The sequence below is a fragment of the Armatimonadota bacterium genome (assembly GCA_039679645.1).
Lineage (GTDB): Bacteria > Armatimonadota > UBA5829 > UBA5829 > UBA5829 > UBA5829.
In genome coordinates, this window is record JBDKUO010000043.1 from 19,551 (window position 1) to 42,993 (window position 23,443).

At 51.2% G+C, this 23,443-nt stretch carries 22 protein-coding genes; 18 read left to right on the top strand and 4 right to left on the bottom strand.

Annotation, left to right across the window (positions count from 1 at the left end; all coding sequences use genetic code 11):
- From ABFD83_08960 to tyrS, 6 genes are all read left to right on the top strand, one after another.
- Window positions 1-630: a site-2 protease family protein gene (locus ABFD83_08960; GenBank protein MEN6357198.1), complete on the top strand. Its 630-nt coding sequence runs from the start codon at window positions 1-3 to the stop codon at window positions 628-630.
- Window positions 631-635: 5 nt separating this feature from the next.
- The gene (trpS, locus tag ABFD83_08965; GenBank protein MEN6357199.1) at window positions 636-1,604 is read left to right on the top strand and encodes a tryptophan--tRNA ligase; all 969 of its coding nucleotides are present in this window, start codon (window positions 636-638) and stop codon (window positions 1,602-1,604) included.
- A gap of 248 nt (window positions 1,605-1,852) precedes the next feature.
- Window positions 1,853-2,074 carry a DUF2283 domain-containing protein gene (locus ABFD83_08970; GenBank protein ID MEN6357200.1) on the top strand — a complete coding sequence of 74 codons (222 nt, stop codon included), beginning with the start codon at window positions 1,853-1,855 and terminating at the stop codon, window positions 2,072-2,074.
- A 7-nt stretch (window positions 2,075-2,081) separates the two neighbouring features.
- Complete coding sequence (gene trmFO / locus ABFD83_08975) at window positions 2,082-3,392, top strand: methylenetetrahydrofolate--tRNA-(uracil(54)-C(5))-methyltransferase (FADH(2)-oxidizing) TrmFO (GenBank protein ID MEN6357201.1); 1,311 nt, start codon at window positions 2,082-2,084, stop codon at window positions 3,390-3,392.
- A gap of 55 nt (window positions 3,393-3,447) precedes the next feature.
- Window positions 3,448-4,662 (top strand): PEP-CTERM sorting domain-containing protein, encoded by a 1,215-nt coding sequence (locus ABFD83_08980; protein MEN6357202.1) that lies wholly within the window; start codon window positions 3,448-3,450, stop codon window positions 4,660-4,662.
- 132 nt (window positions 4,663-4,794) lie between these two features.
- Window positions 4,795-6,111, top strand: coding sequence for a tyrosine--tRNA ligase (gene tyrS / locus ABFD83_08985; GenBank protein MEN6357203.1), 1,317 nt, complete (start codon window positions 4,795-4,797; stop codon window positions 6,109-6,111).
- A gap of 58 nt (window positions 6,112-6,169) precedes the next feature.
- Here the strand turns inward: tyrS and ABFD83_08990 are convergent, their stop codons facing one another.
- Window positions 6,170-7,615 carry a DUF4139 domain-containing protein gene (locus ABFD83_08990; GenBank protein ID MEN6357204.1) on the bottom strand — a complete coding sequence of 482 codons (1,446 nt, stop codon included), beginning with the start codon at window positions 7,613-7,615 and terminating at the stop codon, window positions 6,170-6,172.
- A gap of 236 nt (window positions 7,616-7,851) precedes the next feature.
- On the opposite strand from ABFD83_08990, the gene ABFD83_08995 reads away from it, so the two are divergent.
- Window positions 7,852-8,688, top strand: a complete 837-nt coding sequence (locus ABFD83_08995; GenBank protein ID MEN6357205.1) for a hypothetical protein — start codon at window positions 7,852-7,854, stop codon at window positions 8,686-8,688.
- A gap of 163 nt (window positions 8,689-8,851) precedes the next feature.
- Complete coding sequence (locus ABFD83_09000) at window positions 8,852-10,207, top strand: MFS transporter (GenBank protein ID MEN6357206.1); 1,356 nt, start codon at window positions 8,852-8,854, stop codon at window positions 10,205-10,207.
- Window positions 10,208-10,288: 81 nt separating this feature from the next.
- Here ABFD83_09000 and ABFD83_09005 read toward each other — a convergent pair whose 3' ends face one another.
- Window positions 10,289-11,386, bottom strand: a complete 1,098-nt coding sequence (locus tag ABFD83_09005) for a uroporphyrinogen decarboxylase family protein (protein MEN6357207.1) — start codon at window positions 11,384-11,386, stop codon at window positions 10,289-10,291.
- A gap of 162 nt (window positions 11,387-11,548) precedes the next feature.
- Here ABFD83_09005 and ABFD83_09010 point away from each other — a divergent pair, with 162 nt between their 5' ends.
- From ABFD83_09010 to ABFD83_09035, 6 genes are all read left to right on the top strand, one after another.
- The gene (locus ABFD83_09010; GenBank protein ID MEN6357208.1) at window positions 11,549-12,064 is read left to right on the top strand and encodes a TlpA disulfide reductase family protein; all 516 of its coding nucleotides are present in this window, start codon (window positions 11,549-11,551) and stop codon (window positions 12,062-12,064) included.
- Window positions 12,065-12,187: 123 nt separating this feature from the next.
- On the top strand, window positions 12,188-12,457 hold the full coding sequence (gene rpsO / locus ABFD83_09015) for a 30S ribosomal protein S15 (protein MEN6357209.1): 270 nt from the start codon (window positions 12,188-12,190) through the stop codon (window positions 12,455-12,457).
- 17 nt (window positions 12,458-12,474) lie between these two features.
- A complete protein-coding gene (locus ABFD83_09020; GenBank protein MEN6357210.1) occupies window positions 12,475-14,700 on the top strand; it encodes a polyribonucleotide nucleotidyltransferase in 2,226 nt (741 codons plus the stop codon).
- 188 nt (window positions 14,701-14,888) lie between these two features.
- Window positions 14,889-16,151 (top strand): pitrilysin family protein, encoded by a 1,263-nt coding sequence (locus ABFD83_09025; GenBank protein MEN6357211.1) that lies wholly within the window; start codon window positions 14,889-14,891, stop codon window positions 16,149-16,151.
- A gap of 64 nt (window positions 16,152-16,215) precedes the next feature.
- Window positions 16,216-17,016: a 4-hydroxy-tetrahydrodipicolinate reductase gene (gene dapB, locus ABFD83_09030; GenBank protein MEN6357212.1), complete on the top strand. Its 801-nt coding sequence runs from the start codon at window positions 16,216-16,218 to the stop codon at window positions 17,014-17,016.
- A 15-nt stretch (window positions 17,017-17,031) separates the two neighbouring features.
- Window positions 17,032-18,057, top strand: a complete 1,026-nt coding sequence (locus tag ABFD83_09035) for an aspartate-semialdehyde dehydrogenase (protein MEN6357213.1) — start codon at window positions 17,032-17,034, stop codon at window positions 18,055-18,057.
- A gap of 49 nt (window positions 18,058-18,106) precedes the next feature.
- Here ABFD83_09035 and ABFD83_09040 read toward each other — a convergent pair whose 3' ends face one another.
- Window positions 18,107-18,484: a hypothetical protein gene (locus ABFD83_09040; protein ID MEN6357214.1), complete on the bottom strand. Its 378-nt coding sequence runs from the start codon at window positions 18,482-18,484 to the stop codon at window positions 18,107-18,109.
- Between the two features lie 84 nt (window positions 18,485-18,568).
- On the opposite strand from ABFD83_09040, the gene ABFD83_09045 reads away from it, so the two are divergent.
- Window positions 18,569-18,922, top strand: a complete 354-nt coding sequence (locus ABFD83_09045; protein ID MEN6357215.1) for a YciI family protein — start codon at window positions 18,569-18,571, stop codon at window positions 18,920-18,922.
- 27 nt (window positions 18,923-18,949) lie between these two features.
- On the top strand, window positions 18,950-20,614 hold the full coding sequence (locus ABFD83_09050; GenBank protein ID MEN6357216.1) for a ribonuclease J: 1,665 nt from the start codon (window positions 18,950-18,952) through the stop codon (window positions 20,612-20,614).
- Between the two features lie 2 nt (window positions 20,615-20,616).
- Here ABFD83_09050 and ABFD83_09055 read toward each other — a convergent pair whose 3' ends face one another.
- Window positions 20,617-21,030 carry a secondary thiamine-phosphate synthase enzyme YjbQ gene (locus ABFD83_09055; GenBank protein MEN6357217.1) on the bottom strand — a complete coding sequence of 138 codons (414 nt, stop codon included), beginning with the start codon at window positions 21,028-21,030 and terminating at the stop codon, window positions 20,617-20,619.
- A gap of 236 nt (window positions 21,031-21,266) precedes the next feature.
- Here ABFD83_09055 and ugpC point away from each other — a divergent pair, with 236 nt between their 5' ends.
- Together ugpC and ABFD83_09065 are read left to right on the top strand one after the other, a co-directional pair.
- Window positions 21,267-22,364, top strand: coding sequence for a sn-glycerol-3-phosphate ABC transporter ATP-binding protein UgpC (gene ugpC, locus ABFD83_09060; protein MEN6357218.1), 1,098 nt, complete (start codon window positions 21,267-21,269; stop codon window positions 22,362-22,364).
- 172 nt (window positions 22,365-22,536) lie between these two features.
- A partial coding sequence (locus tag ABFD83_09065; protein MEN6357219.1) for a C1 family peptidase occupies window positions 22,537-23,443 on the top strand: 907 nt, incomplete at its 3' end.

Genomic DNA, 23,443 nt, shown 5'->3' on the forward strand with positions numbered 1-23,443 from the left:
ATGTTCAATAATTTTAACCCATACCAGTTCGTTCTTTCGATGATCGCTCTGGTCGTATGCATCACTATCCATGAGTTTGCTCATGCTTACTCGGCATGGAAGGCTGGTGATGATACACCAAAGGCGCAGGGACGCATATCGCTCAATCCATTCGATCATCTTGATCCGATAGGCACAATAATGATGGTTGTGTCTTCTCTTGCGGGGTTCGGGATCGGCTGGGGCAAGCCCGTGCGTATCAATCCGGGCAACTTTCGCAGCCCAAGATGGGATAATTTATGGGTTTCGCTCTGGGGACCGCTCTCAAATCTGCTGACCGCGCTGGTTGTAGGGACTGCTCTTCGGCTTTTTTCGGGGTATATGACCAGTAGCGTGACTGAGTTTCTGTTTGTAATCACTCTTATCAGCATCGCGCTCGCAATTTTCAACCTGATACCCATAGCTCCGCTGGACGGCTCTCACATCGTCTCTTCGCTGCTGCCGGTTGAGCAGGCGCGCAGGTATGATATGTTTATGGCTCGGTATGGATTCATAATTTTTCTGGCGCTGATATTCCTTGCGCCTGACATTTTACGCTCGATAATGGAGCCGCCGAGCAGGTTCTTACTTCATTTATTTGTTGGGGTTTAATGAGGATGAGTAAAGGTAGATTACTTTCTGGCATGCAGCCGACCGGGCTGCTTCATTTGGGCAATCTGGAGGGCGCGCTGGCCAACTGGGTCAAGCTGCAAGACGAATACGAAGCTTTCTATTTCATAGCGGACTGGCATGCCCTGACCACTATGCTCGACCGAACAGAGGAGATAGCAAAGTACAGGCGTGAAGTCGCTGTCGACTTTCTGGCTGCTGGTTTGGACCCGGAAAAGTGCGCCATCTTCGTTCAGTCGGATATCAAGGAGCATGCTGAGCTGTTCCTGCTGCTGAGCATGTCCACGCCCATCGGCTGGCTGGAGCGCGTGCCGACTTTCAAAGAGAAGAAAGAGCAGCTTCATATAGAGTCGGTCAGCTACGGTCTTATGGGCTATCCCGTCCTTATGGCTGGCGACATTCTTATATATAAAGCCGACGCGGTGCCGGTCGGCCAGGACCAGCTTCCGCATTTGGAACTCACGCGTGAGATAGGCAGACGGTTCAACAGCATCTTCGGCGAGATATTCCCGGAATGCAAGGGTCTGCTCACAAAGTACGCCGCCATGCCTGGTCTCGACGGTCGCAAGATGTCCAAGAGCTATAATAACGCCATATATATTTGCGACAGTGCGGAGGAGACGACGGCTAAGGTGCGCACTATGTTCACCGACCCTCTGAAGATTCGCAAGAACGATCCGGGTCATCCTGAGGGCTGCGCCGTCTATGCAATGCTGGATGTCTATGGCAAGGCTGATATGCATGATGACTGCACAGCAGGCACGATAGGCTGCATGGAGTGCAAGAAGCGCCTGTCAACTTTCCTGAATGATCGGCTCGCCCCTATCCGCGAGCGCCGGAATGATCTTATCGGTCATCCTGAAAAATTTGATGAGATTCTGGCCGCAGGAGCCGAAAAAGCTCGAAAAGTAGCGCGGGTAAGTATGGAAGAAATCCGCGCATCTATGCACTTTTGATAAAGTTAATTCGGTTATCAAAGAAGAATCGGATGAAATGGTGATAATAACTGTCTGCACAAGCCTATTGTAAAATATGAACGCATCAAATTAAGTCATCCGTTTCAAATATAGTCATTCCGAACGAATGTGAGGAATCTGCTTTGAACCTGACGTTGTAAAAGCAGATTTCTCGCTGCGCTCGAAATGACAGTAATATGGATTTCTGCAATTACCTTACGCGTAATACTTTTAGTGTGGAAGATAACATGAAGATTAGCTATGATCCTGAAATTGACGCTTTGTATATAAAGCTTATTGAAGACGGTCAGGAGTGCCGGACATTGCGGTTAAACGAGGAGATAGCATTGAACATCGGTCCGGGTGAAACACTTGTCGGAATAGAAATCCTCGATGCCAAGGAAGTGTTAGGTAAAGGCGAACTGCCTGAAATAGTCCTTGAGAACCTGCACCTGGCACAAGCTGCATGATGTAAGCATGGATTATATAACGATCATAGGAGGCGGGCTTGCCGGGTGCGAGGCCGCCTTTCAAATTGCTAATAGGGGATTGCATGTCAGGCTCTATGAGATGAGACCTGTCGTGATGACACCTGCGCACCGCTCAGGCAACCTCGGTGAACTGGTGTGCTCGAGTTCGCTTAAGTCCAACTCGCCTATGACAGCGCACGGCCTGCTCAAAGAAGAGATGCGCGCTATGGGCTCGATCATACTCGAATGTGCGGCAAAAGCATCAGTTCCGGGAGGCGATGCACTATGTGTGGACAGAGAGCGCTTCGGCGAACTGGTCACTAACGCTATTGAGAGCAATCCCAATATCGAAGTCATCCGCGAACAGGTCACACAGATTCCGACCGACAGACCCTGTATAATAGCGACCGGTCCTCTCACATCTCCCGCGCTTTCAGAAAGTATCCGTGAGCTTACCGGAGCAAATAATCTCCACTTCTTCGACGCTATTGCGCCCTCTGTGGATGCAGACAGCATCGATTACAACAAGTGTTTCAAACAGTCTCGCTATGACAAGGGCGAGGCCGCGTATATAAACTGCCCCATGACACGCGAAGAGTATGAGGCGTTTATTGATGCTCTGGTAGATGCTAAGATAGCTGATCTGCACCTGGAGGAAGAAAAGGACGCGCAGTATTTCGAAGGTTGCCTGCCTGTTGAAGTGATCGCAAAGCGGGGTAGGGATACGCTCGCCTACGGCACCATAAAGCCTGTCGGCCTGACTGACCCGCATACAGGCCGTAGGCCCCATGCAGTAGTCCAACTCAGGCAGGAAAATGCCGAGGGCACTGTCTATGGCCTGGTCGGTTTCCAGACCCAACTCAGGCAGGGCGAGCAGGACCGGGTCTTTAGGATGATCCCTGGTCTGGAGCATGCCGAGTTTGTAAGGTACGGCGCAGTCCATCGCAATACGTATATCGGCTCGCCCAATCTGCTCACAGCCGCGCTGCACACTAAAGTTGATATGGGTCTCTTCTTTGCAGGCCAGGTTGTAGGAGTGGAGGGGTATATGGAGTCGGCTGCGTCGGGGATAGTTGCCGGAATCAATGCCGCGAGGGTCGCGCTTGGACAATCGCCCGTCATCCCGCCCAAGGAGACAGTCATAGGCGCATTGCTGGATCACGTAGCAAACTGCCCGATAGACGATTTCGAGCCGATGAACTCCAACTTCGGTATTCTTCCTCCTATACTCGAAAAACACCCCAAAAAGATGCGCAAAGAGATGAAAGTGGCGCGCGCGCAGCAGGCCATGCGCGAGTTCGTGAGCCGTCTGAGCTAAAGCCTCCCCGCTTTACTCCCGATATATTAGATGGAAAAACACGAGGGAGGCAAAGATGGAAAAGATATTGAAATATGGCGCGCTCGTTTGCGCGTTTGTGGTGCTTGCTGCCGCGCCGGTATGCGCAAAAGTTGCAAGCAAGTATGAAGTAGTGGATATTGTTGGAACTCAGGATATCTATATCAACACTGCTTTGGGTATCAACAACTCAGGCGTGATTTATGGCAGCGCTTATCAGCGAAGCACGAGCACTTGGGGTATCTATAGATACAATACAACCACCGGCGCAACTGGGTTCACAGATCAGATGCACATCGCTAGAGATATCAACAACTCTGGAGCGATTGTCGGGTTTTATTCAATGAGAAACGGTGAAGACCAATATTGTGTGTGGAATGCAGATGGGTCTATCACCGATCTGCCGCACATGCAGGTCTCTTATTATCTTAGTGGCTCCAATACATCTATCAACGATTCAGGCGTTGTGCTTGGCAACAGCAACGGTTCAATCCTAAGCCGCACATCCACCTTTATCTGGACGCAGGGCACCGGTATATCGGCTCCTCCTCTTCCTGCCGGATCGGATGTATGGACTGTCAATGGTTTCAACAACAACGGCTACTATCTCGGAACTTACCAAAAAGGCTTGAATACCATCATCAGTGATGTGCCCATACCGCTGCCGGATATTGTTGATGGGCCGCCATATGTATACAGCGTGCCGGAGTATCGAGATGCGATATGGTCAGGCGACGGCAGCTATAGTGAAATACTAAGCCCTGCCGAGAATCAGACACTGAGATGCAATTTCCTGAATGATCAAAACCAGGTTACCGGAACCATATACAGCGGTAATAATGAGACACACGTCTTCTTATGGAGCTCAGCAGATGGGATGCTGGATATTACACCCGGCGTGGGTAATGACTTTTGGTGCGATGCCCTTAACAATAACGGCCAGGTGTTATTGGAAGGATGCACTCACATTGGCGATACCTATACAGGCGGAAACTACATTTGGGATGCGGATGATGGCCTGGTTTCAGTTCAAAACCTGATTGACCCGGAGAGCGGTTGGCATCTTGAGAACTTCAGAGGGATCAACGACAACGGCTGGATCGTGTCCGGCGCGTACAATGAGATAACTCATGAATCGCGCGATATAGTCCTCCGCCCGATTACCACACCAGAGCCCGGCAGTGTAGTCGCGCTGATTGCAGGGCTGGTCGGTCTGGCGGGCTTTGCCTCCAGGCGAAAACCCTCGAAATAATGCTATACGGGGCGCGAGTATATCTTGCGCCCCGATCAAACGTAAATCGCATTAACCTGCCCCGTCACCTGTTCCGTCCTGATTTGACTTCCTCGCTTGCCCCTATTACCATGAATACGGACTGAGTCTACAATGACTATAGGCGAAGCCGAAAATATTATTATACAGGGTGATGAAATGACGATTTACGAAGACTTGAAATGGCGAGACATTATATTCCAGAGTTCGGATCCGGAGGGAATTCCCGAGCTTCTTGCAAAGGCCGGCCAAACCCTGTATTGCGGCTTCGACCCGACTGCAGCCAGCCTGCACATAGGCAGCCTGCTGCCTCTGCTTACACTCAAACGCTTCCAGCTTGCCGGACACAAGCCCATAGCGCTGGTTGGCGGCGCGACAGGCCTGATCGGTGACCCAAGCGGCAAGACGACCGAGCGTACGCTCAACACCAAGGAGACAGTCGATGGGTATGTTGCGGGAATCCGCTCGCAGATAGAGAGAATACTCGATCCGTCCGGCTCCACCGGCGTTCGGGTGGTCAATAACTATGACTGGGTCGCTCCCATCACGGCGATTGAGTTTTTGCGTGATGTGGGCAAGCATTTCAGCGTCAATATGATGATGGCCAAGGACTCTATCAGCGCCAGGCTCGAAAGGGACGAAGTCGGTATATCCTACACCGAGTTCAGCTACATGCTGCTGCAGGCGTATGACTTCTATCATCTCTACAAAGAGTGTGACTGCAAATTGCAGGTCGGAGGCGCCGACCAGTGGGGCAACATGACCGCCGGGATAGAGTTGGTGAGAAGAAAGCTTTCAAAACAGGCATACTGTCTCACCTTCCCGCTGGTCACCAATGCTGCGGGCCAGAAGTTCGGCAAGTCAGAGGCAGGCGCAATCTGGCTTGATGCTGAGCTGACTTCGCCCTACGCGCTGTATCAGTATTTCGTGAATACGGACGACCGCGACGTCGTGAAATATCTTAAGTACTTCACTCTTCTGAGCCATGAGGAGATATCTGACCTGATCAATAAGGTTGAAACCCAGCCTGAACGCCGCGAAGCGCAGAAGAAACTGGCCTATGAAGTGACTGCTATCATCCACGATAAGACCGAAGCAGATAAAGTGGTTGCGGCAAGCCAGGCTCTCTTCGGTGACAGCGACCTTGCGAGTGTCGATCTGAAGACGCTGCTTGCGGCTGTGGAGAGCGCGCCTGCGTTGAACTATGAGTCAGTCGAATCGGTTCCCAATGCCTTGCAGCTTGCGGTCGACAGCGGCCTGATAGCTTCAAAGTCCGAAGCAAGGCGCCAGATAGGCGCCGGGGGAGTATATATTAATAACCAGCGAGTCTCTGATATAGACTTCCAGCCTAAAGCGTCCGATTTCATACATGGCGCTCTGCTTTTGATCAGAAGAGGCAAGAAGAACTATGCTGTCGTGAAGTTGGACTGACAGGAACGGAGTGAAGGTGGAGATGCTCTTCGCTTTCCACCTTCTACTCTCCACTTGACTACCAACTGGTCCTGATCGTATATGTGATGGTTACCTCGCCGTCCTTGGGCACATTCACCGGAAACTCGATAGTGCTTGCGTCCTTTTTGACGTAGTCACAGGTAGATTTGACAACTTTCCAGTCGGACCATACATGGTCGACCACCTTGACTTCTACAGGCACATCCTTATGGTTTCTGATCTTGACCTCGAAACTCTCCTCGACTACATTTGCGGCTATTTTTCTATAATTCGTGCGCTTGTAGTCACCCACAACATCAAACGCATCGCCTATATACAGCCGAATTTTTTCATCCTTAGGAGTATGGTCGATAGCATCTTCACCGATAAACTGCTGGCTGCCTGTGTCGTCGAACTTGTAGACCCTGATCTTGCCCGCCGGAAGAGGCATGCCCATGTGGTTTTCCTTGGAGTTCTTGAGCTCTAAGATGACATTCACTTTGTGATAGTCCGACGTGTCGTAGCCGCTGCCCGGGTCGTATTCTTTTCTGCCCGGATAGAACCAACTCTTGAACCAGTCGCCGCGAGCGTCATAGATCATCTCTTTCTTTACACCGGCGTTGGATGCGTTGAGCAGTGAGAGCTGTTTGGTTTCGTTATCTCGAATATCAGTCGGACGATCCATCGTATACATGTGATACTCAGAGAAGCTCTTCTCTTCAAATTGAGGCGCGCTGGCTGCATAAAGGGCACTGGTAGGGATCTCAGACTTATCGTAGCGATATGTGTTCTGCATCCTTCGCACATCACCCGCCATCAAAGTCAGCTTGGCATTTTGGTATGTGGCGCCGCTCTGGTTGTTGAGTGTTACCCATCCCGCCAGATCCAGAGCCGAGTCGTCTTTATTGACCAGTGCAACGTAATCGGCCTTCCAGCCTATCCCATCCGTTATATAGCTGATCTCGACATTCTGATCACACGCCTTATTACTGGCAACCAGCCAGTTGAGAGTCGGCTTGGGGTGCAGGCCTTCGGGCATCTGCTTCAAAGTTATCTGACCCGACGGGTTCATCACCAGGTTACCGTCGTCCGTCCTGATTACAATGCCGCCGTTAGCCGGAGGGTTCAAAAGAATACCCTCCTGCTGGCGCATGGAGCCGTCCATACTGAAATTGGTGAACACAACTCTCTGGCCGACGGACTTATTGAGAATATTGTCCGGGCTGATGAGGTCATACTGATAGTTCTGCTCCAGGATCGAGACCGAATTAGGAGCCGTGAGGGACTTAAACAGCACGCTGGTCGGGTCGATCTTTGCAGCCACATCCTCGACATCTATCGAGTTCGCTCCCTGTGTCAGGCTCACCGCGCGGGTGTCCTTGACCAGTGCGAAGTTGCCGTTATATACAGTCAGAGCAATCGATTTTGGGCTTGATACAGTGGCAGCCATGCCGGCGCTCGCCAGCGCAAGCACAGCGGCAATGTAAACTATAGTCTGTTTCATTTGTTTCCTCCCTGCAGAGCTAGATATATTATTAGACGAGACTCGACTGCATTTGTCATCCGATAAGTTCAACAACTTTTGGCAGGAATTATGGTGATTGTGAAGAATATAATGACATAAGCGGTTCGATCAAAGCAATTTACGCTAAGTAAAATGCACGTCTTGGTTTTAATACCGTATCTTCAGAGTACTTCCTTGATACAAGTTTATGGCCGTACTTTACTTAGGAGGAAAAAATGCCAAGCAGCCGTTGTTTATTTGCATTATTGCTGATAATGTCGGTCCTGATTTCGGGGTGCAATAGCCTCGTTGGGAGAACCGGCGGCAAGGGTTTGTTAATAGTCGTCCAGCCGGACCCGACTGCCAAGGTCTACTGGTCTACGACAAAGAACGGACGTGCAAAGATACTCGAGGAGACTCGAGACTTACTGGAACGGCGGCTTGCCGGCGTTGATGGAGTGATAGACCCAAGTGTCGAACTACGCGGCGATGCATTGGAGTTTGTGATACCGGATAGTATCAACAGCAAAACCGTGCTATCCCAGCTCATTGCAAGCGGGAAGCTGGAGTTTTATTTCCTCAAGGATATTCAGGGTCAAAAAAATCCGATTGGCAAGTGGCGTATGGAAGCTCCCACGATGCCGAACGCGGGATACATTTTCACAGACTCGAAGAGAAACGCCATAAACAGTATAAATAATCCAAACGACGTGTTAGTAAAAGTTGTCGATGTATCCAACAATAAGCCCATTCTGACGGGTCGAGATGTGCTGCCCAACGCTAAAGCAAACATCAATCGGGTAAACCAGATTGTGGTTTGCATTGAGTTTAATGCTGATGGCGCTCGAAAGTTCAGCAATTTTACCAGAGAGCATGTGGACGATTATCTGGCTGTTTTCTTTAATGATCGGCTTATTACTTCTCCCAAAATCAACGAGCCTATTCTGGGATCAGAAGCTGAGATAGCAGGGTTTGTCAACCTGAGACAAGCCAAGCAAGCTGCGGACCAGCTAAACTCCGGTCAAATGCCTGTAATGCTGCGAGTAGTCTCAAAGAAACATGTCAAAATGTAGTTTTATCAGCTTGGCGGATTGACCACTCATCCAATTGTCCGGAATGCTCAATATCACGCGTGTTTTCCTCATCCGACAGGATTTCGGTTGACAACAGCCTCTGCGTTGTGGTACTTTTCACACAGTAATTTACCCACCGACCTAATAATGACGAGGAAGCATTATGAATTTTCTGGCGCCGGCGCCGCAGCAAAAGCGACTGCCTGATGATGAAGTAAAGAAGCGTTATCCAAAATACCGATGGCGAGTGATGGAGTCGACGTTCATCGGGTATGCGATGTTCTATCTGGTCCGCAATAACTTCTCTGTAGTCTCCAAGGACATACAGGGGGCGCTTCACTACACCAAGTCCGATATCGGTAGCATCCTCGCGATCTCGGCCGCCACATACGGTCTGGGCAAATTCCTTATGGGCGCAGTATCGGACAGAAGCAACCCCCGCAAGTTTATGGCGCTCGGGCTGTTTCTTACCGCGATCTGCAACTTTGCCTTCGGCGGTGTGCAGAACCTAAACATACACATCTGGTTGTGGGCTCTTAACGGTTTCTTTCAGGGAATGGGCTGGCCTCCCTGCGGTCGATCAATGGGCCACTGGTTTAGTGAGCGCGAGCGCGGCCTGACATTCAGTATATGGAACACCGCTCACAATGTCGGCGGCGGGCTTGCCGGTGTTGTAACGGCCTGGGCGGTCACGTCCTTCGGCGGGTGGCAATATGCGTTTTACGTGCCCGGAGCAATCGCGCTGGCATGTTCTATATATATATTCTTTAGGCTCTGCGATACCCCGCAGTCGGTCGGGCTTCCGCCGGTTGAGGAGTATCGTAATGATTATCCCGCTGCGCAGGAAGAGTGCACGAACCTCGAGCGCGAACTCACCACAAAAGAGCTTTTCGTCAACAATGTTCTAAAGAACAAGCTCATCTGGCTTCTTGCCGTTGCCAACTTTTTTACCTATGTCTCGCGTTACAGTATGCTCGACTGGGGTCCAATGTATCTGCGCGAGATGAAAGATGCCACACTGATTGGCGGCGGTATTGCGGTGCTCATAACCGAGTTCGGCGGGATCCCATCGACTATCTTTTTCGGGTGGATATCGGACAAGGTCGGCGGGCGCCGCGGCATGATCTGCACACTGTGTATGATACCGGTATTGGGCGCGTTCACAACTATTCTGTTCACTCCGCCGAGTATGATATGGCTGGACATGGTAATGCTCGGGCTTGTGGGGTTCTTTGTGTATCCGGTCATTAACCTGATCGCAATCATTGCTCTGGACCTGACATCGAAAAAAGCGATAGGCACTGCAGCCGGGTTTATCGGTTTGTTTGGTTATATAGGCAGAATGGTGGAGGCCAAGGGCTTTGGCTGGATGCTTGACCATTTCGGCGCAACATACGGCAAGAGCGCAGCATGGCATATAGTCATATACGGCATTCTGGGCTGCACATTCCTTGCGGGAGCGCTGCTGGCATTTACGTGGAACATAAGGCCCTGCAAAGTCAAGCGCAAGTCTGCATAGCTAAACCTCGCCCCGGCCCTCTCCCACGGGAGAGGACGCAGCCTCCCAATATTCATCTTTAGTGGCCCGATACAGTGCCGTTTATCGATGAGCGAGTTCGGCTGAAAGGTCAAGGTATAGTTTAATGGCTTCCGGCGGCGTGTTCCATGGGATCTGGTTTCCGATGCACATAAAGTAGCCGCCGCATATTTTGGCAGTCTCCACCATGCTCTCGACCATGGCGCGTATCTCCGTGGGATTATTTCGCATAAGTATGCGCACATCCCCTTCACCCGCAAGAAAAATATCACCGTATCTGTGTGCAATAGCTTTGAAGTCAGTATGGGGTTCAGTGATGATGCCTGTCGCACCACATGCCATAACATCGTCTGCATAACGGTCCATGCATCCGTCGGACATAAAGATAGTCCTTTTACCGCCGGCTTTGAGTATGCTCCAATACTCCTCATATCTGGGGAACACATACTTATTCATCCAAGCTGGTGAGCAGACAGGACCCCTGGTGTTTACGATATCGTCATGGCAGACGACGAAATTGACCGGCAGCTTGGCAAAAGCCGTGAAGAGCCGCCTGTTGATTTCTGCGAATTCGTCCATTATGCGCTCGAACCTGTCATCCAGGCAAGTCTCAAGAAAAAGCTCCCACCCGAATGTCAGCAGCGGCCACATAAAAGTAGTATTGTAGAAGCTGACCATTGCCGTTGAGCCTTCGGGCGCAGTGTCTCCCCACTCGGCTGGAAATCCCGGTCGATATGCATTGTATATTACGTCAACGCTCGAATAGTCCCGACCTTCATTAATCGGCACGCCGGTCAGATCGATATTTTCAAGCGGAGAGTAGGCAAACACGTCCTCTGCGCTTTTGAACCGATTTCCCCAGTCCCAGTGACTCGTCTCGGAATCGCCCCAGCGGACATGATGGAGGCCTTCGCCGTCCGTATTTGCGGTATCCCCATCGGAACCGAGAGTGGGACGCGGCTTAGGATCATCCGTCTCGAATACCGGAAGAGCAAGCTGCGGATATAGCTCCCGAAGTTTTTGACGACAGCGCTTCGGGTGTTCATAGTAATCGATACCCGTCAGAAAGGTCTCTGCATCGGGGCACGACCAATGCTCCCAATGCGGCACACGTTTGGGCGCTTTGCCCATATAGGCCAGATAGTCGTTTGTAAATTCCATCCATCCATCCCCGCGATATATGTTATTTCTGAACATGTTAGTGTGGCTAAACGCACTATATCTAACACGAGCATTATAGTTACCCATATAGAGCGTGTCAACAAAATTGGGGTATATATTCAAAGCACAAATTTATGCAGTTTTTGCAAACGGAGGACGTGCATGACAACAAAAAAGTATATGACCCTGTCAGTCGTCATATTGGCGATTTTCGCATTAGTTGCGTCTGCGAGCGCTGTGGTATCGGTAGGCAGCAAGGCGTCTGACTTTCAACTGACGAGTGTGGATGGGAAAAGCGCGATAAAGCTCTCGAGCTATTTCGGAAAACCTATGCTTCTGGTATACTGGGCAAGTTGGTGTCCGCACTGCCGTACTGAGGTCCCGGTGGTTCAAAAGATATACAACGACCTTCACTCTGCTGGGCTGGAGATAGTCGGCGTCAGCTTTGATAGAAGCGCCAAGGACGCTCGGGATTTCATGAAGTCAAAGTCCGTAACATTTCCTGTGGCTTTCGGAGGTACGGATCAGGGCATGAAAGTAGCCGATATTTATGGTGTCAGCGGCATACCGGTCACGTTCGTGCTCGACAAAAATGCGGTAGTGAAGACAGTCTTTAGAGGTGACCCCGGGGAGAAGGCAATACGCGCGGAACTTACAAAATTAGGTTTGTCGAAGTAGATTTGACAGTCGATTCTTATTTGTGGTACACTCACAAGGTATGAGTCGAAATGCAAAAGCTATGTGGGGCGGCATTGAGGCTGACAGACAGGCTTTTGCATTTTGATTTGGAGGTGCAATTAATTGGCGCTTGTTAAAGAAAAGAAAACAGTATTAATAGACGAGTACAAGCAGCACGACGGCGATACGGGTTCGCCTGAGGTTCAGATAGCACTGCTCAGCGCTCGGATCAACCAGCTCACCGAGCATCTGAAGGAGCACAAGAAAGATCACCACTCCAGAAGAGGCTTACTGATGATGGTCGGCCAGCGTAGAAGGCTTCTGAACTATCTGAGCAACAAGGATATCACCCGATATCGTGAGGTAATTGCTCGGCTCGGCATTAGACGCTAGGAGACAATATATTCGGAATGACAATTAACAAAGTGGAGATTGAGCTTGGCGGTAAGACTATTGCCCTGGAGACGGGACGTATAGCAAACCAGGCTAATGGCGCGGTATTGCTGAGCTGTGGCGAAACCATAGTTATGGCCACGGCAACCATGAGCGCTAAACCGAGGGAAGGAATGAACTTCTTCCCTCTTATTTGCGATTATGAAGAGAGGAAATACGCCGTCGGTAAGATCCCCGGCGGTTTTGTGAAAAGGGGCGGACGTCCCTCTGAGAAGGCTGTTCTCACCTCTCGTTTAATCGACAGGCCTATGAGGCCGCTTTTCCCCGACGGCATGCGAAATGACGTTCAGGTCATCGCGATGCCTATTTCAATGGAGCCGGAGTCACCCGCTGATGTTCTGGCGGTTACGGCTGCATCGGCTGCACTCGCGATATCTGATATTCCCTGGGGCGGTCCGTTGGCTTGCGTCAGGGTCTGCAGAGTCAACGGCGAACTCGTCCTGAACCCGTCAATCGAGCAGATCAATGAGTCCGATATGGAACTTGTGGTCGCGGGCATGGACGGCAAGGTCATGGAGATCGAGCTCGAAGCGGGCGAAGCGACCGAAGACGAATTGATGATAGCGATGGATTTTGCGCACGAAGCGATAGACAAACTTGTTGCGCTTCAGCGTGAACTGATCGAGAAAGTCGGCAAGCCTAAAGTTGAGGTTCCGATTCTTGCGCCGGACCCCGAACTCTATGAAGAGATCGCTCCAAAGATTGCCCCTCGGATAGCCGAGTTTATAAAGAATCCCGAAAACGCAGCTAAAGAAAAGGCAATTTTCGATCTGGAAGCGCAGCTAAAGAATGAGTTGGCTGAAGAATATCCTGAGCGCGAAGCAGAGATCGGCGAGATCGTCTATAAGGTAATTAAAAAGCAGGTTCGCCGGATGATCCTCGAAGAGGGCGCGCGCGCCGACGGCCGGGCTCTGGACGAAATCCGCCCACTTAAGGCCGAAGTCGGTTTCCTGCCGAGAGTTCACGGGTCAGCTCTGTTTTCAAGAGGACAGACACAGGTGCTTACTGCACTTACACTCGGCTCACTGGATGATGCGCAGAAAGTGGACAGCCTCGAGGAAGACACAGAGAAGCGCTTTATGCACTTCTATAATTTCCCACCATACAGCGTCGGCGAAGTCAGCCCGCTGAGGGGCGCCGGAAGACGTGAAGTCGGTCATGGCGCGCTTGCGGAGAAGGCTCTTCGGCCTATGATTCCTCCGACTGAGGAATTTCCATACGCTATGCTGGTGACATCCGATGTTATGGAGTCTAACGGCTCCACATCGATGGCAAGCACCTGCGGATGTACCCTCGCATTATTGGATGCGGGAGTGAAGCTTAAGGCACCTGTTGCAGGTATTTCGATCGGTCTGATTACCGGTGAAGATAAGAAAGTCCTGCTTACAGACATCCAGGGTCTTGAGGACTTCCATGGTGACATGGACTTCAAGGTTGCCGGAAGCCGCAATGGCGTGACTGCAATTCAGGTGGACACCAAGACTGATGGTCTCACTCGCGACGTAGTAGAGGGAGCTTTGCAGAAGGCCAAAGAAGCCAGAATGAAGATTCTGGACGTTATCGCCAGTGCGATCCCTGAAGCAAGGGAGAACATGAGCGAGTATGCGCCGAGAGTATTTGTCGTGGAAATCCACCCCGACAAGATCGGTGACATAATAGGCCCAGGCGGCAAGGTCATTAAAAAGATCGAAGCCGAAACCGGCGCGAAGCTCGATATCGAGCAGGACGGCCATGTCTATATAACTGCGGTCGATGCTGCCGGTGGCGAGAGAGCTAAGAAGATCGTCGAGGACATCACCAAAGAGGTCCAGGTCGGCGAGGTATATACCGGCAAGGTGACCCGGATCGAGCCATTCGGTGCATTTGTGGAGCTTACTCCCGGCAAGGATGGTCTGGTTCATATCTCCCAACTTGCCAAAGAACGTGTCGAGCGGACGGAAGATGTCTGCCAGCTTGGCGATGAGCTGCTGGTTAAGGTAATCGAGATTAGTCCCGATGGAAAGATTCGTCTGACACGCCGTGGTTTGATCGAGGGTGACGAAGACTACGTAGCGCCGCCCCCCGAGCCTCGCGGCGGACGCGGCGGCGGGCGACCGCATGGCGGCGACCGTGGAGGTTACCGTGATCGTGGACCGCGTGAAGGCGGTGACGGGCCTGGAGCGAGATTTCGTCCCAAGAGATAATCAGTAAGTCAAAAAGTCAATATGTCAAAAGGTCAGAAAGTTAAGGCGAATGTAATCCGGACGCTTAACTTTTTGACTTTTAGACTTTACAACTTTTAGACTTTTCATGCCACCGGGAGTGTTATCCGCGTTATTGAGTGCGGGACATACGGTGGCATTTTGGCCATTTTGGCGATGAAAGGTAAATCGTGGTTAGCAAGACGGTTCTTCCAAACGGAGTGCGGATTTTAAGCGAACACGTGCCCTATGTCGACAGCGTGTCTGTTGGGATATGGGCGCACGCGGGTTCTCGTGACGAGATCGACTCGCGCATGGGGATCAGCCACTTTATTGAGCATATGCTTTTTAAGGGTACGCACACCCGCAGCGCGAAACAGATTGCCGATGAAATGGACGGTCTCGGCGGGCACTTGAACGCCTTTACCGATAAAGAGTTCACCTGCTATTACGCCAAAGTGCTGCGCGAGCATCTGTCGAAAGCGGTTGACATCGTATCGGATATGGTCCTGAATTCCGTTCTTGATCCGGTCGAAATGGACCGCGAGAAAAATGTCGTCCTTGAGGAGATCGGCCGTCATCAGGACACTCCCGAAGACCATGTGCACGATCTGCTTGCGGAGGTGCTATGGAAGGGCCATCGGCTTGGCAACTCGGTCATCGGCTCCAGCGTGGTCGTCAAGAATCTGACGCGTGATGACTTGCTCGCTTATCTGCATGAGTTATACTGCCCGGACGCGCTCGTAATTTCCGCCGCAGGCAACATAGATCACCGCGAGTTTGTCGATCTGGTGGCAAAAGCATTTGGTGATCTTTCCGGCAAAAGAACTCCCAGGGTAATGCATGATGCCCAGGTCCATCTGGATGTGCGGGTCATTGATAAATCGACTCAACAGGTGCACTTTTGCCTGGGCACTCACGGCTATGCTCAGGATTGCAAAGAGAAATACGCCCTGGCTGCCATTGATTCGGCGCTTGGCGGAGGGATGAGTTCAAGGCTCTTCCAGGAAATTCGTGAAAAGCGCGGCCTGGCGTATGCCATAGGTTCATATTCTGCTTCATACCAGGAGGCCGGCATGTTTGCCATATACGGCGGCACCAGCATCCAGAATATCAAATACGTGCTCGAACTTACCCAGATCGAGTGCGACAATATTAAAAAGAGCAGTGTGACCGATGCCGAGCTTGAGCGCGCAAAGAACCAGATACGAGGCGCGCTGGTCCTTGGTCAGGAGAGTATGTCCAACAGGATGAGTCGGCTTGCCAAGAGCGAGATGTACTTCGGCAGATTGGTCAGGCTCGAAGAGATAATAGATTCGATCATGGCTGTGACAAAAGATGATGTCGCGTCGGTCGCCTCGCAGCTTTTTGACGACTCGAAGTTTGCGATTGCCGCCATAGGTCCTTTCAAGAAGCATGCCGATCTGATTAAAGATAGTATGCTGTCAGTGTAATTGGCTGCCTTGCGGATGAATTCGAACGTTGGATAATTGAGCAAACAGTAATGCGGAGAATTAAATGCCTGATAAAATAAAAGTCGCGGTGCTTGGCGCATGCGGAAAAATGGGCCGCGAAGTGATGAAAGCGGTGGCGGGCGCTGATGATATGGAGCTTGTCGGCGCATGTGACGTATATGGCGCGGGCACTAACGCATCCGAAGCTGCGGGCGTACCCGGCTTGAGCTTTAATATAGAGGCGGATTTCAAAAAATTACTTGCCGAGTCGAAGCCGGATGTGGTTGTCTATTTCGCCAAGCCGTTCGATATGGATAATGTGCGGGCAATGCTGCATGCCGGGGTAGTCCCGGTTATTGGGACCACAGGTATCAGCGCTCAGAACCTTGATGAGATCGGCAAACTGGCCGAAAGCACCGGAACGGGCGCGATGGTGATACCCAACTTTGCAATCGGCGCTGTGCTGATGATGAAGTTTGCAGCCGAGGCTGCAAAGTATATGCCCAATGTGGAGATTATCGAGCTTCACCACGATAAGAAGGTCGATTCACCGTCCGGGACGGCCATAAAGACAGCAGAGATGATCGAAGCGTCCAGGCAGGAATCCGGGCTCGAGTGTGAGAAGCCGCTGGGTTCCGATGACGACCCTGCCAGGGGTGATAAGCACAGTGAGGTTCAGATTCACAGTGTGCGCCTGCCGGGACTGGTTGCCCATCAGGAAGTTCTCTTCGGTGGGACCGGCCAGATTCTCACGATCAGGCACGATAGTATTGACAGAACAAGTTTTATGCCGGGCGTTCTGCTCGCGGTGCGGCGAGCGTCTACTATAAAAGCTCTGGTCTACGGACTGGACAAGTTGTTGTAGGAGGAGTTTCAGGAAGTGTCAAAGTACAAAGTTGCAGTCGTCGGCGCAGGTGCCGTCGGCGAAGAAATGGTCAAAGTGCTGCGTGGTCGCAATTTCCCGATGTCGGACCTCGTGATCCTCGCAAGGTCGTCTAGAAAGCAGACGATAGATGGGGATGAGTACCAGGTCAAAGAGACCACGGCTGAAGCATTCGATGGAATAGATATCGCATTTTTCGCCGGGACAGAGGGCGCCAAGGGCGCAAGCCAGGTCTTCGGCTGGATGGCGGTCGAAAAAGGTGCATTTGTGGTCGACAACGGCGATGATTTCCGTATGGACCCGCGCGTGCCTCTGGTAGTGCCTGAAGTGAATGGTGATGCCATTGCAAAACATCAGGGATTTGTCTCCAACCCAAACTGCAGCACCATTCAGATGGTTCATGCTCTTGCTCCGCTGCATAAGATAGCCAACATGAAGCGTATAGTCGTTTCCACATACCAGTCCGTTTCAGGCAGTGGCAGTTCTGCGATCAAAGAGCTCAAGCAGCAGGCCAAGGAATATGCTGAGGGCAAACAGATCACTCACGATGTCTACCCGGCTCAGATATTTGCGAACCTGATCCCTCAGATAAGCACTCTGAGAGATGATTTCGACGGCTACTTCGGCGAAGAGATCAAGATGATCAAAGAGACCCGCAAGATTTTCGGTATTGAGGACCTGGCGGTCTCAGCCACATGTGTTCGCGTGCCCGTCTTTAGAGCGCACTCAGAGACGGTGAACGTAGAGTTCGAAAAGCCCATTACAGCCGACCAGGCGCGTAAGGCTCTGGCCGATTGGCCGGGAATAGAAGTAATCGATGATCCGGCTGCGGGCCGCTTCCCGATGCCGCTCTTTGCTGAGGGCACCGATCCGACCTACGTCGGCCGCATTCGCCAGGACTCCTGCAATCCGAACACGCTGGATATGTGGGTCGTTGCGGATAACATTCGCAAAGGCGCCGCTTTGAATGCTGTCCAGATCGCTGAGATGGCTATCGAGCGGGGATATGTGAAGGGCAAATAGGAAATAACGTAACAGGTAATAGGCGGCAATATCTGCTGCCTATTGCTTGTTAGTCGGTGAAATAGTTTACTGAGGATGGCCAGGTCAGGATGATGGCAAAAATGATATACTGAGCGATGCCGACAAGCATGGTGAGTCGAAATCCATTGAACAAAGCCAGCAAGATCATCACCGGCATGAAACCGATATACAATAGTCGCGCCCAATTGCGGCCGTTTAGCATTCCTATTCCACATGCAAGCGAAAGTCCGGCATTTACCAGAACAATGAACACGAGAGCAGGGATCGAGCGGGATGTCTCAGCTATAACATCCCGCGTTATTGGTGATGTGAAGAGCATCACTATCCATAGGAGACTGAAGAAGGCTCCGATCAACAGAAAAATGGCCACAACACTGACCCCTATGGGTTGAGGCGATGATGTCATGTTATCCACCTTGTTTGCGTCTGGTCTCGCCGGTCAATGATAGATACCGTCCATAAACGCAGCCCGAAACGTAGCAGTTAACATGTGAAACGTGATATACTTTGCCATGATAGACTGAGTATATCCCGGTCCGAGGTGAATGCGATGTTCGTAATATACGGCTCATACATAAAACCAATTGAAGAAGTCGAGCGCGTTTTACCTTCGCACCTGGCATATTTAGACAAGCTTAACGAAGAAGGCATTCTCATCTGTTCGGGTCCGATGAAACCGCGGACCGGCGGAGTCATAATATTCGATCTGGATTCGAGAGACAAGATAGATGAGATACTTAAAAATGATCCGTTCTATATTAAGCGCATCGTAGACTATACGATAATCGAGTTTACTCCCACAAAGGCTGCTGCCGATCTCGGCCGACTCAAAAAACTAAGTTAGAAAAGGAATTTGAATAAAGCAACAAGTATGGACTCACAAAAACTGCAGATAATCCCCCTTGGCGGTGTCATGGAAATAGGAAAGAACATGACCGCTTACCAATATAACGATCAGATATTGATCGTTGACGCAGGCCTGATGTTCCCCGACGAGGATATGCTCGGGGTCGATATAGTAATCCCCGATATCACATTTCTTGAGGAGAACGCGGAGAAAGTCCTGGGTATTGTGCTCACACACGGCCATGAGGACCACATCGGCGCGCTGCCGTATGTGCTTCGCCGATTGGACGTGCCTGTATGGGGGACGCCTCTCACCCTGGGGTTTGTATCTAATAAACTACGCGAGCATCACCTCGATGATGTTGCACGGCTCTACGAAGTCCAGTCCGGCGATACTATCGAAATAGGTGAGTTTACTGTGGAGTTCGTTCGAGTATCTCACAGCATTCCCGATGCCTCAGGAATGGTGATCAAGACTCCAGTGGGCACAATTGTCCAGAGCAGCGATTTCAAGTTCGACCAGACCCCGATAGACGGTCAGCTTGCCGATGTCAGCCGTCTGGCTAAGGTCGGTGAAGAGGGCGTGCTAGCGTTTTTGTGCGACTCGACCAATGTTGAGAAGCCTGGCTTTACCCCCAGCGAGAGTGTGGTAGGCGAGACATTTGAAAAGATCTTCCCACGCGCCAAAGGCAGGATCATAATAGCCGCTTTCGCCTCTAATATCCATCGAATCCAGCAGGTATACAACATTGCCGCCCGCAATGGCAGACGAGTTGCAGTGGTTGGCCGAAGCATGGCTGAAAACTGCAGGATCGCCGAGGAACTGGGCTATCTGATTGTTCCTGAAGATGCGCGTTTGCAACTGAGCGAACTCAATGATCTCAGCCCTGATGAAGTCGTGATTGTGACCACAGGCAGCCAGGGCGAGCCTCTTTCGGCTCTATCGCGCATGGCCAGCGATGAGCACAAGCAGATCAAGATAGACGAGGGAGACACGGTCATAATCAGCGCTACTCCCATTCCGGGCAATGAAGACCTGATCATGCGCACGATCAATCGACTCTTTAAGCATGGCGCGGATGTGGTCTACGAGCCGTTTACGCACGTGCATGTTTCCGGCCATGGCAATCAGGAAGACATTCGTCTTATGCTCAATCTATTGAAGCCGAAGTATATTGTGCCGGTCCATGGCGAGCAAAGGCATTACGCTAAGTTTGTGGATGTGGCGGCTGGGTTAGGCTATTCGAGCGAGCAGGTATTTCGCATGTATCCCGGCGATGTCCTTGAGACTGACGGTGAAAATGCCCAGGTCACTGAAAAAGTGACCGCCGGGACGGTTATGGTTGACGGGCTTGGGGTAGGGGATGTGGAGGATGTGGTCCTTCGCGACCGCAAACATCTTTCGCAGGACGGTGTGCTTATTGCTGTAATGGGTATCGACCAGGGGCGCAAGGAGATTGTCACAGGACCTGATATTCTCTCACGCGGGTTTGTCGGCGAAGATCTGGGCGTCGAGATCACCGAAGAGGCAAAAGGCGTGCTGCTTGCAAAGCTGCAGGATTTGATAGAAGACAACGGCATCGAAGGCCTGGATGATGTCAAAGCGGGCTGCCGTAAAGCGCTCGCGAAGTTTATTTATGAGCGGACTCATCGCAGGCCTATGATTGTGCCGGTTGTGATGGAAGTGTAAAGCTATTCTCCCATAACCTTGACAATCACTCGTTTACGGCGCTGGCCGTCGAACTCGGCATAGAATATCGTCTGCCATGGGCCCAGATCGAGCCTGCCGTCTGTTATAGGGATTATTACCTGGTGGTGCATCAGCAGGTTTTTGAGGTGGGCATGGCCGTTGCTTTCGCCCGTGCGGTGGTGACGATAATCGGGACCTTCGGGTGCAAGCTTTTCCAGCATGTCCATAGCGTCCTGCCAAATGCCGGGTTCATTATCGTTGACCCAAACTCCGGCTGTGATATGCATAGCCGAAACGAGCATCATACCTTCGTGAATGCCGCTCTCTTCCAGCGCCTCCTGACATTGCCCGGTTATATTTATCAGTTCGCGCTTTTTATTTGTAGTGAACCATAGATATTTCGTGTGTGCTGTCATCGTGTGCTCCAAATTTGTGATGATATCATATTACGGGCTGCGCGCCAGGCAGTCAAACGATATACGATCATACGAAAAACGCTTGTTTGTTTGACAGGTCTCGTTACTCATCATATAATCTCTTTATATGGCTGCGGTAGTCCTTATACCGCCCCCTGTCCCGGGGAAATCATTAACTTAGCTGCTTCGGCAAAATGGGGACAAGCCCGAAGCGAAAGATGGAGGAAACCTCTAACATGGCGCAAGTCATCCTCAAGAATCTCACCAAGGCTTTCAAAGAAGTCACAGCCGTCAACAATGTAGACCTCGAGGTCAAGAACAAGGAGTTCATGGTTTTTGTAGGTCCGTCGGGCTGCGGCAAGACGACCTGCCTGCGAATGATAGCCGGCCTCGAAGAGATCACCTCTGGAGAGGTTGTTATCGGCGATAGAGTCGTAAACGATGTATCTCCCAAAGACCGTGACATTGCAATGGTCTTTCAGAACTATGCACTCTACCCTCATATGAGCGTCTATGACAACATGGCGTTCGGGCTGAAGCTGCGCAAGGTCCCCCGCGACCACATAAAGACACGCGTGGCCACTGCTGCTGAAATGCTCGGGCTGACGGACCTGCTCAACAGAAAGCCGAAGCAGCTTTCCGGCGGTCAGAGACAGCGTGTGGCTCTGGGTAGAGCTATTGTCCGCGAGCCGTCCGTATTCCTTATGGATGAGCCGCTTTCAAACCTGGACGCCAAGCTGCGTGTTCAGACCCGCGCCGACCTCATCAAGCTTCACCGAAGCCTGGGGATTACAACTATATATGTGACCCACGACCAGGTCGAGGCCATGACGATGGGCGATAGGATTATGGTCATGTGTGGCGGTCTGGTGCAGCAGGTGGATACTCCTCTCGGGCTGTATAACAAGCCGGCAAACAAGTTTGTGGCAGGTTTTATTGGGACTCCGTCCATGAACTTCCTTTCAGTCAAGATAGAGGACGGCGGTGTGATCGACGGCGGCTGTTTCAAAGTCAAGCCTCCGGCGGATAAAGTCGAAATGCTCAAGCCGTACGTGGGTAAAGAAGTCGATTTAGGCGTTCGACCCGAGGATATCTTCGACAAAAACCTGACCAACCTGGTCCAGGCTACACCGGACAACACTGTAAAGGCGACAGTCGAAGTGATTGAGCCAATGGGCTCTACCGTTACACTGTATCTGCAGTCCGGGAAGCATTCGATGCTTGCCACAATCGACGCCGAGACAAGCGCAAAAGAGGGAAGCGATATCGACCTTATTTTCGATATGGCCAAGACTCATATGTTTGAAAAAGAAACTGAGAAAGCGATTTACTAGTCGCTCATAATTTAACAATAGTATCGAACGGCCCCGGTTTTTCCGGAGCCGTTTTTTTTGTGCCTGCAGGGCCCTATAGTAAATGGGTTTGTCCACGTCCTATATGGGAACTCTGAGAAAATGTTAGCCGCTTGCCGAAGCGGCGAGCAAATCAGGGTGGGGGTGGTCAACAATGGCTTTTTCTGCGACACGTCGATACTTTACGTCTCTTGTTTTCATCTTTACTACAGTGCTGTCCATGACAGTTTCGGCTGTTGATGGGGCGAATTCCACTTTGCGGCGCGCGCCTCTGAACCCTGCATTTATCGAATATGTCACCGGACGAATGGACAGATTTATGCGCGTCAATAATGAGGAGATTCCCCGTGGGTTCATTCCAGCACCTGTAGATATGTCTTACCTTAAGGGAATGAGGGTCTTTGATGGCGTCGCGGCTGCGCTGCCGTCGCATTACGATCTGCGTGATACGGGCAAGCTCACAAGAGTTGAGGACCAGAAGACTTGCGGAAGCTGTTGGACATTTGCAACTCTGGGTTCTATGGAATCCATATTGATGCCCGGCGAGGTATGCGACTTCTCGCAGAACAATTTGAAAAACCTCAGCGGTTTCGACAAGGAATGCTGCGCTGGTGGTGATGAGTTCATGGCGATGGCTTACCTTGCGCGCTGGGCAGGGCCTATGAATGAAAGTGATGATCCACACAACCCCAACAGTTGCACATCGCCTTCCGGTCTTACGGTACGTAAACATTTTCAGAACGGCATCATTTTGCCTGACCGCGCCGGCCCGCTGGATAATAACAACATCAAACAGGCTGTTATGACCTATGGCGCGGTTTCCACTGGAATGTATTGGGATGATGATTCATATAATGAGTCTGCATCTTCTTATTACTATACGGGAGATGAACAGTACGGTAACCATATGGTTTGTATTGTCGGGTGGGATGATAACTTCAGCAAGAACAAATTTTCACCGGCTGCGCCTGGGAATGGGGCGTTCATCATAAAAAACAGTTGGGGCACAGGCTGGGGCGAGAACGGCTTCTTCTATGTGTCCTACTATGACAATCTGATAG

Coding starts and splice junctions, on each gene's coding strand:
- ugpC (MEN6357218.1), top strand. CDS start 21,267: ATGGCGCAAGTCATCCTCAAGAATCTCACCAAGGCTTTCAAAGAAGTC.
- ABFD83_09040 (MEN6357214.1), bottom strand. CDS start 18,484: ATGACATCATCGCCTCAACCCATAGGGGTCAGTGTTGTGGCCATTTTT.
- ABFD83_08970 (MEN6357200.1), top strand. CDS start 1,853: ATGAAGATTAGCTATGATCCTGAAATTGACGCTTTGTATATAAAGCTT.
- dapB (MEN6357212.1), top strand. CDS start 16,216: ATGCCTGATAAAATAAAAGTCGCGGTGCTTGGCGCATGCGGAAAAATG.
- ABFD83_08990 (MEN6357204.1), bottom strand. CDS start 7,615: ATGAAACAGACTATAGTTTACATTGCCGCTGTGCTTGCGCTGGCGAGC.
- ABFD83_08995 (MEN6357205.1), top strand. CDS start 7,852: ATGCCAAGCAGCCGTTGTTTATTTGCATTATTGCTGATAATGTCGGTC.
- ABFD83_09055 (MEN6357217.1), bottom strand. CDS start 21,030: ATGACAGCACACACGAAATATCTATGGTTCACTACAAATAAAAAGCGC.
- ABFD83_09000 (MEN6357206.1), top strand. CDS start 8,852: ATGAATTTTCTGGCGCCGGCGCCGCAGCAAAAGCGACTGCCTGATGAT.
- ABFD83_08960 (MEN6357198.1), top strand. CDS start 1: ATGTTCAATAATTTTAACCCATACCAGTTCGTTCTTTCGATGATCGCT.
- ABFD83_09050 (MEN6357216.1), top strand. CDS start 18,950: ATGGACTCACAAAAACTGCAGATAATCCCCCTTGGCGGTGTCATGGAA.
- ABFD83_09010 (MEN6357208.1), top strand. CDS start 11,549: ATGACAACAAAAAAGTATATGACCCTGTCAGTCGTCATATTGGCGATT.
- ABFD83_09005 (MEN6357207.1), bottom strand. CDS start 11,386: ATGGAATTTACAAACGACTATCTGGCCTATATGGGCAAAGCGCCCAAA.
- ABFD83_08980 (MEN6357202.1), top strand. CDS start 3,448: ATGGAAAAGATATTGAAATATGGCGCGCTCGTTTGCGCGTTTGTGGTG.
- trmFO (MEN6357201.1), top strand. CDS start 2,082: ATGGATTATATAACGATCATAGGAGGCGGGCTTGCCGGGTGCGAGGCC.
- tyrS (MEN6357203.1), top strand. CDS start 4,795: ATGACTATAGGCGAAGCCGAAAATATTATTATACAGGGTGATGAAATG.
- trpS (MEN6357199.1), top strand. CDS start 636: ATGAGTAAAGGTAGATTACTTTCTGGCATGCAGCCGACCGGGCTGCTT.
- ABFD83_09020 (MEN6357210.1), top strand. CDS start 12,475: ATGACAATTAACAAAGTGGAGATTGAGCTTGGCGGTAAGACTATTGCC.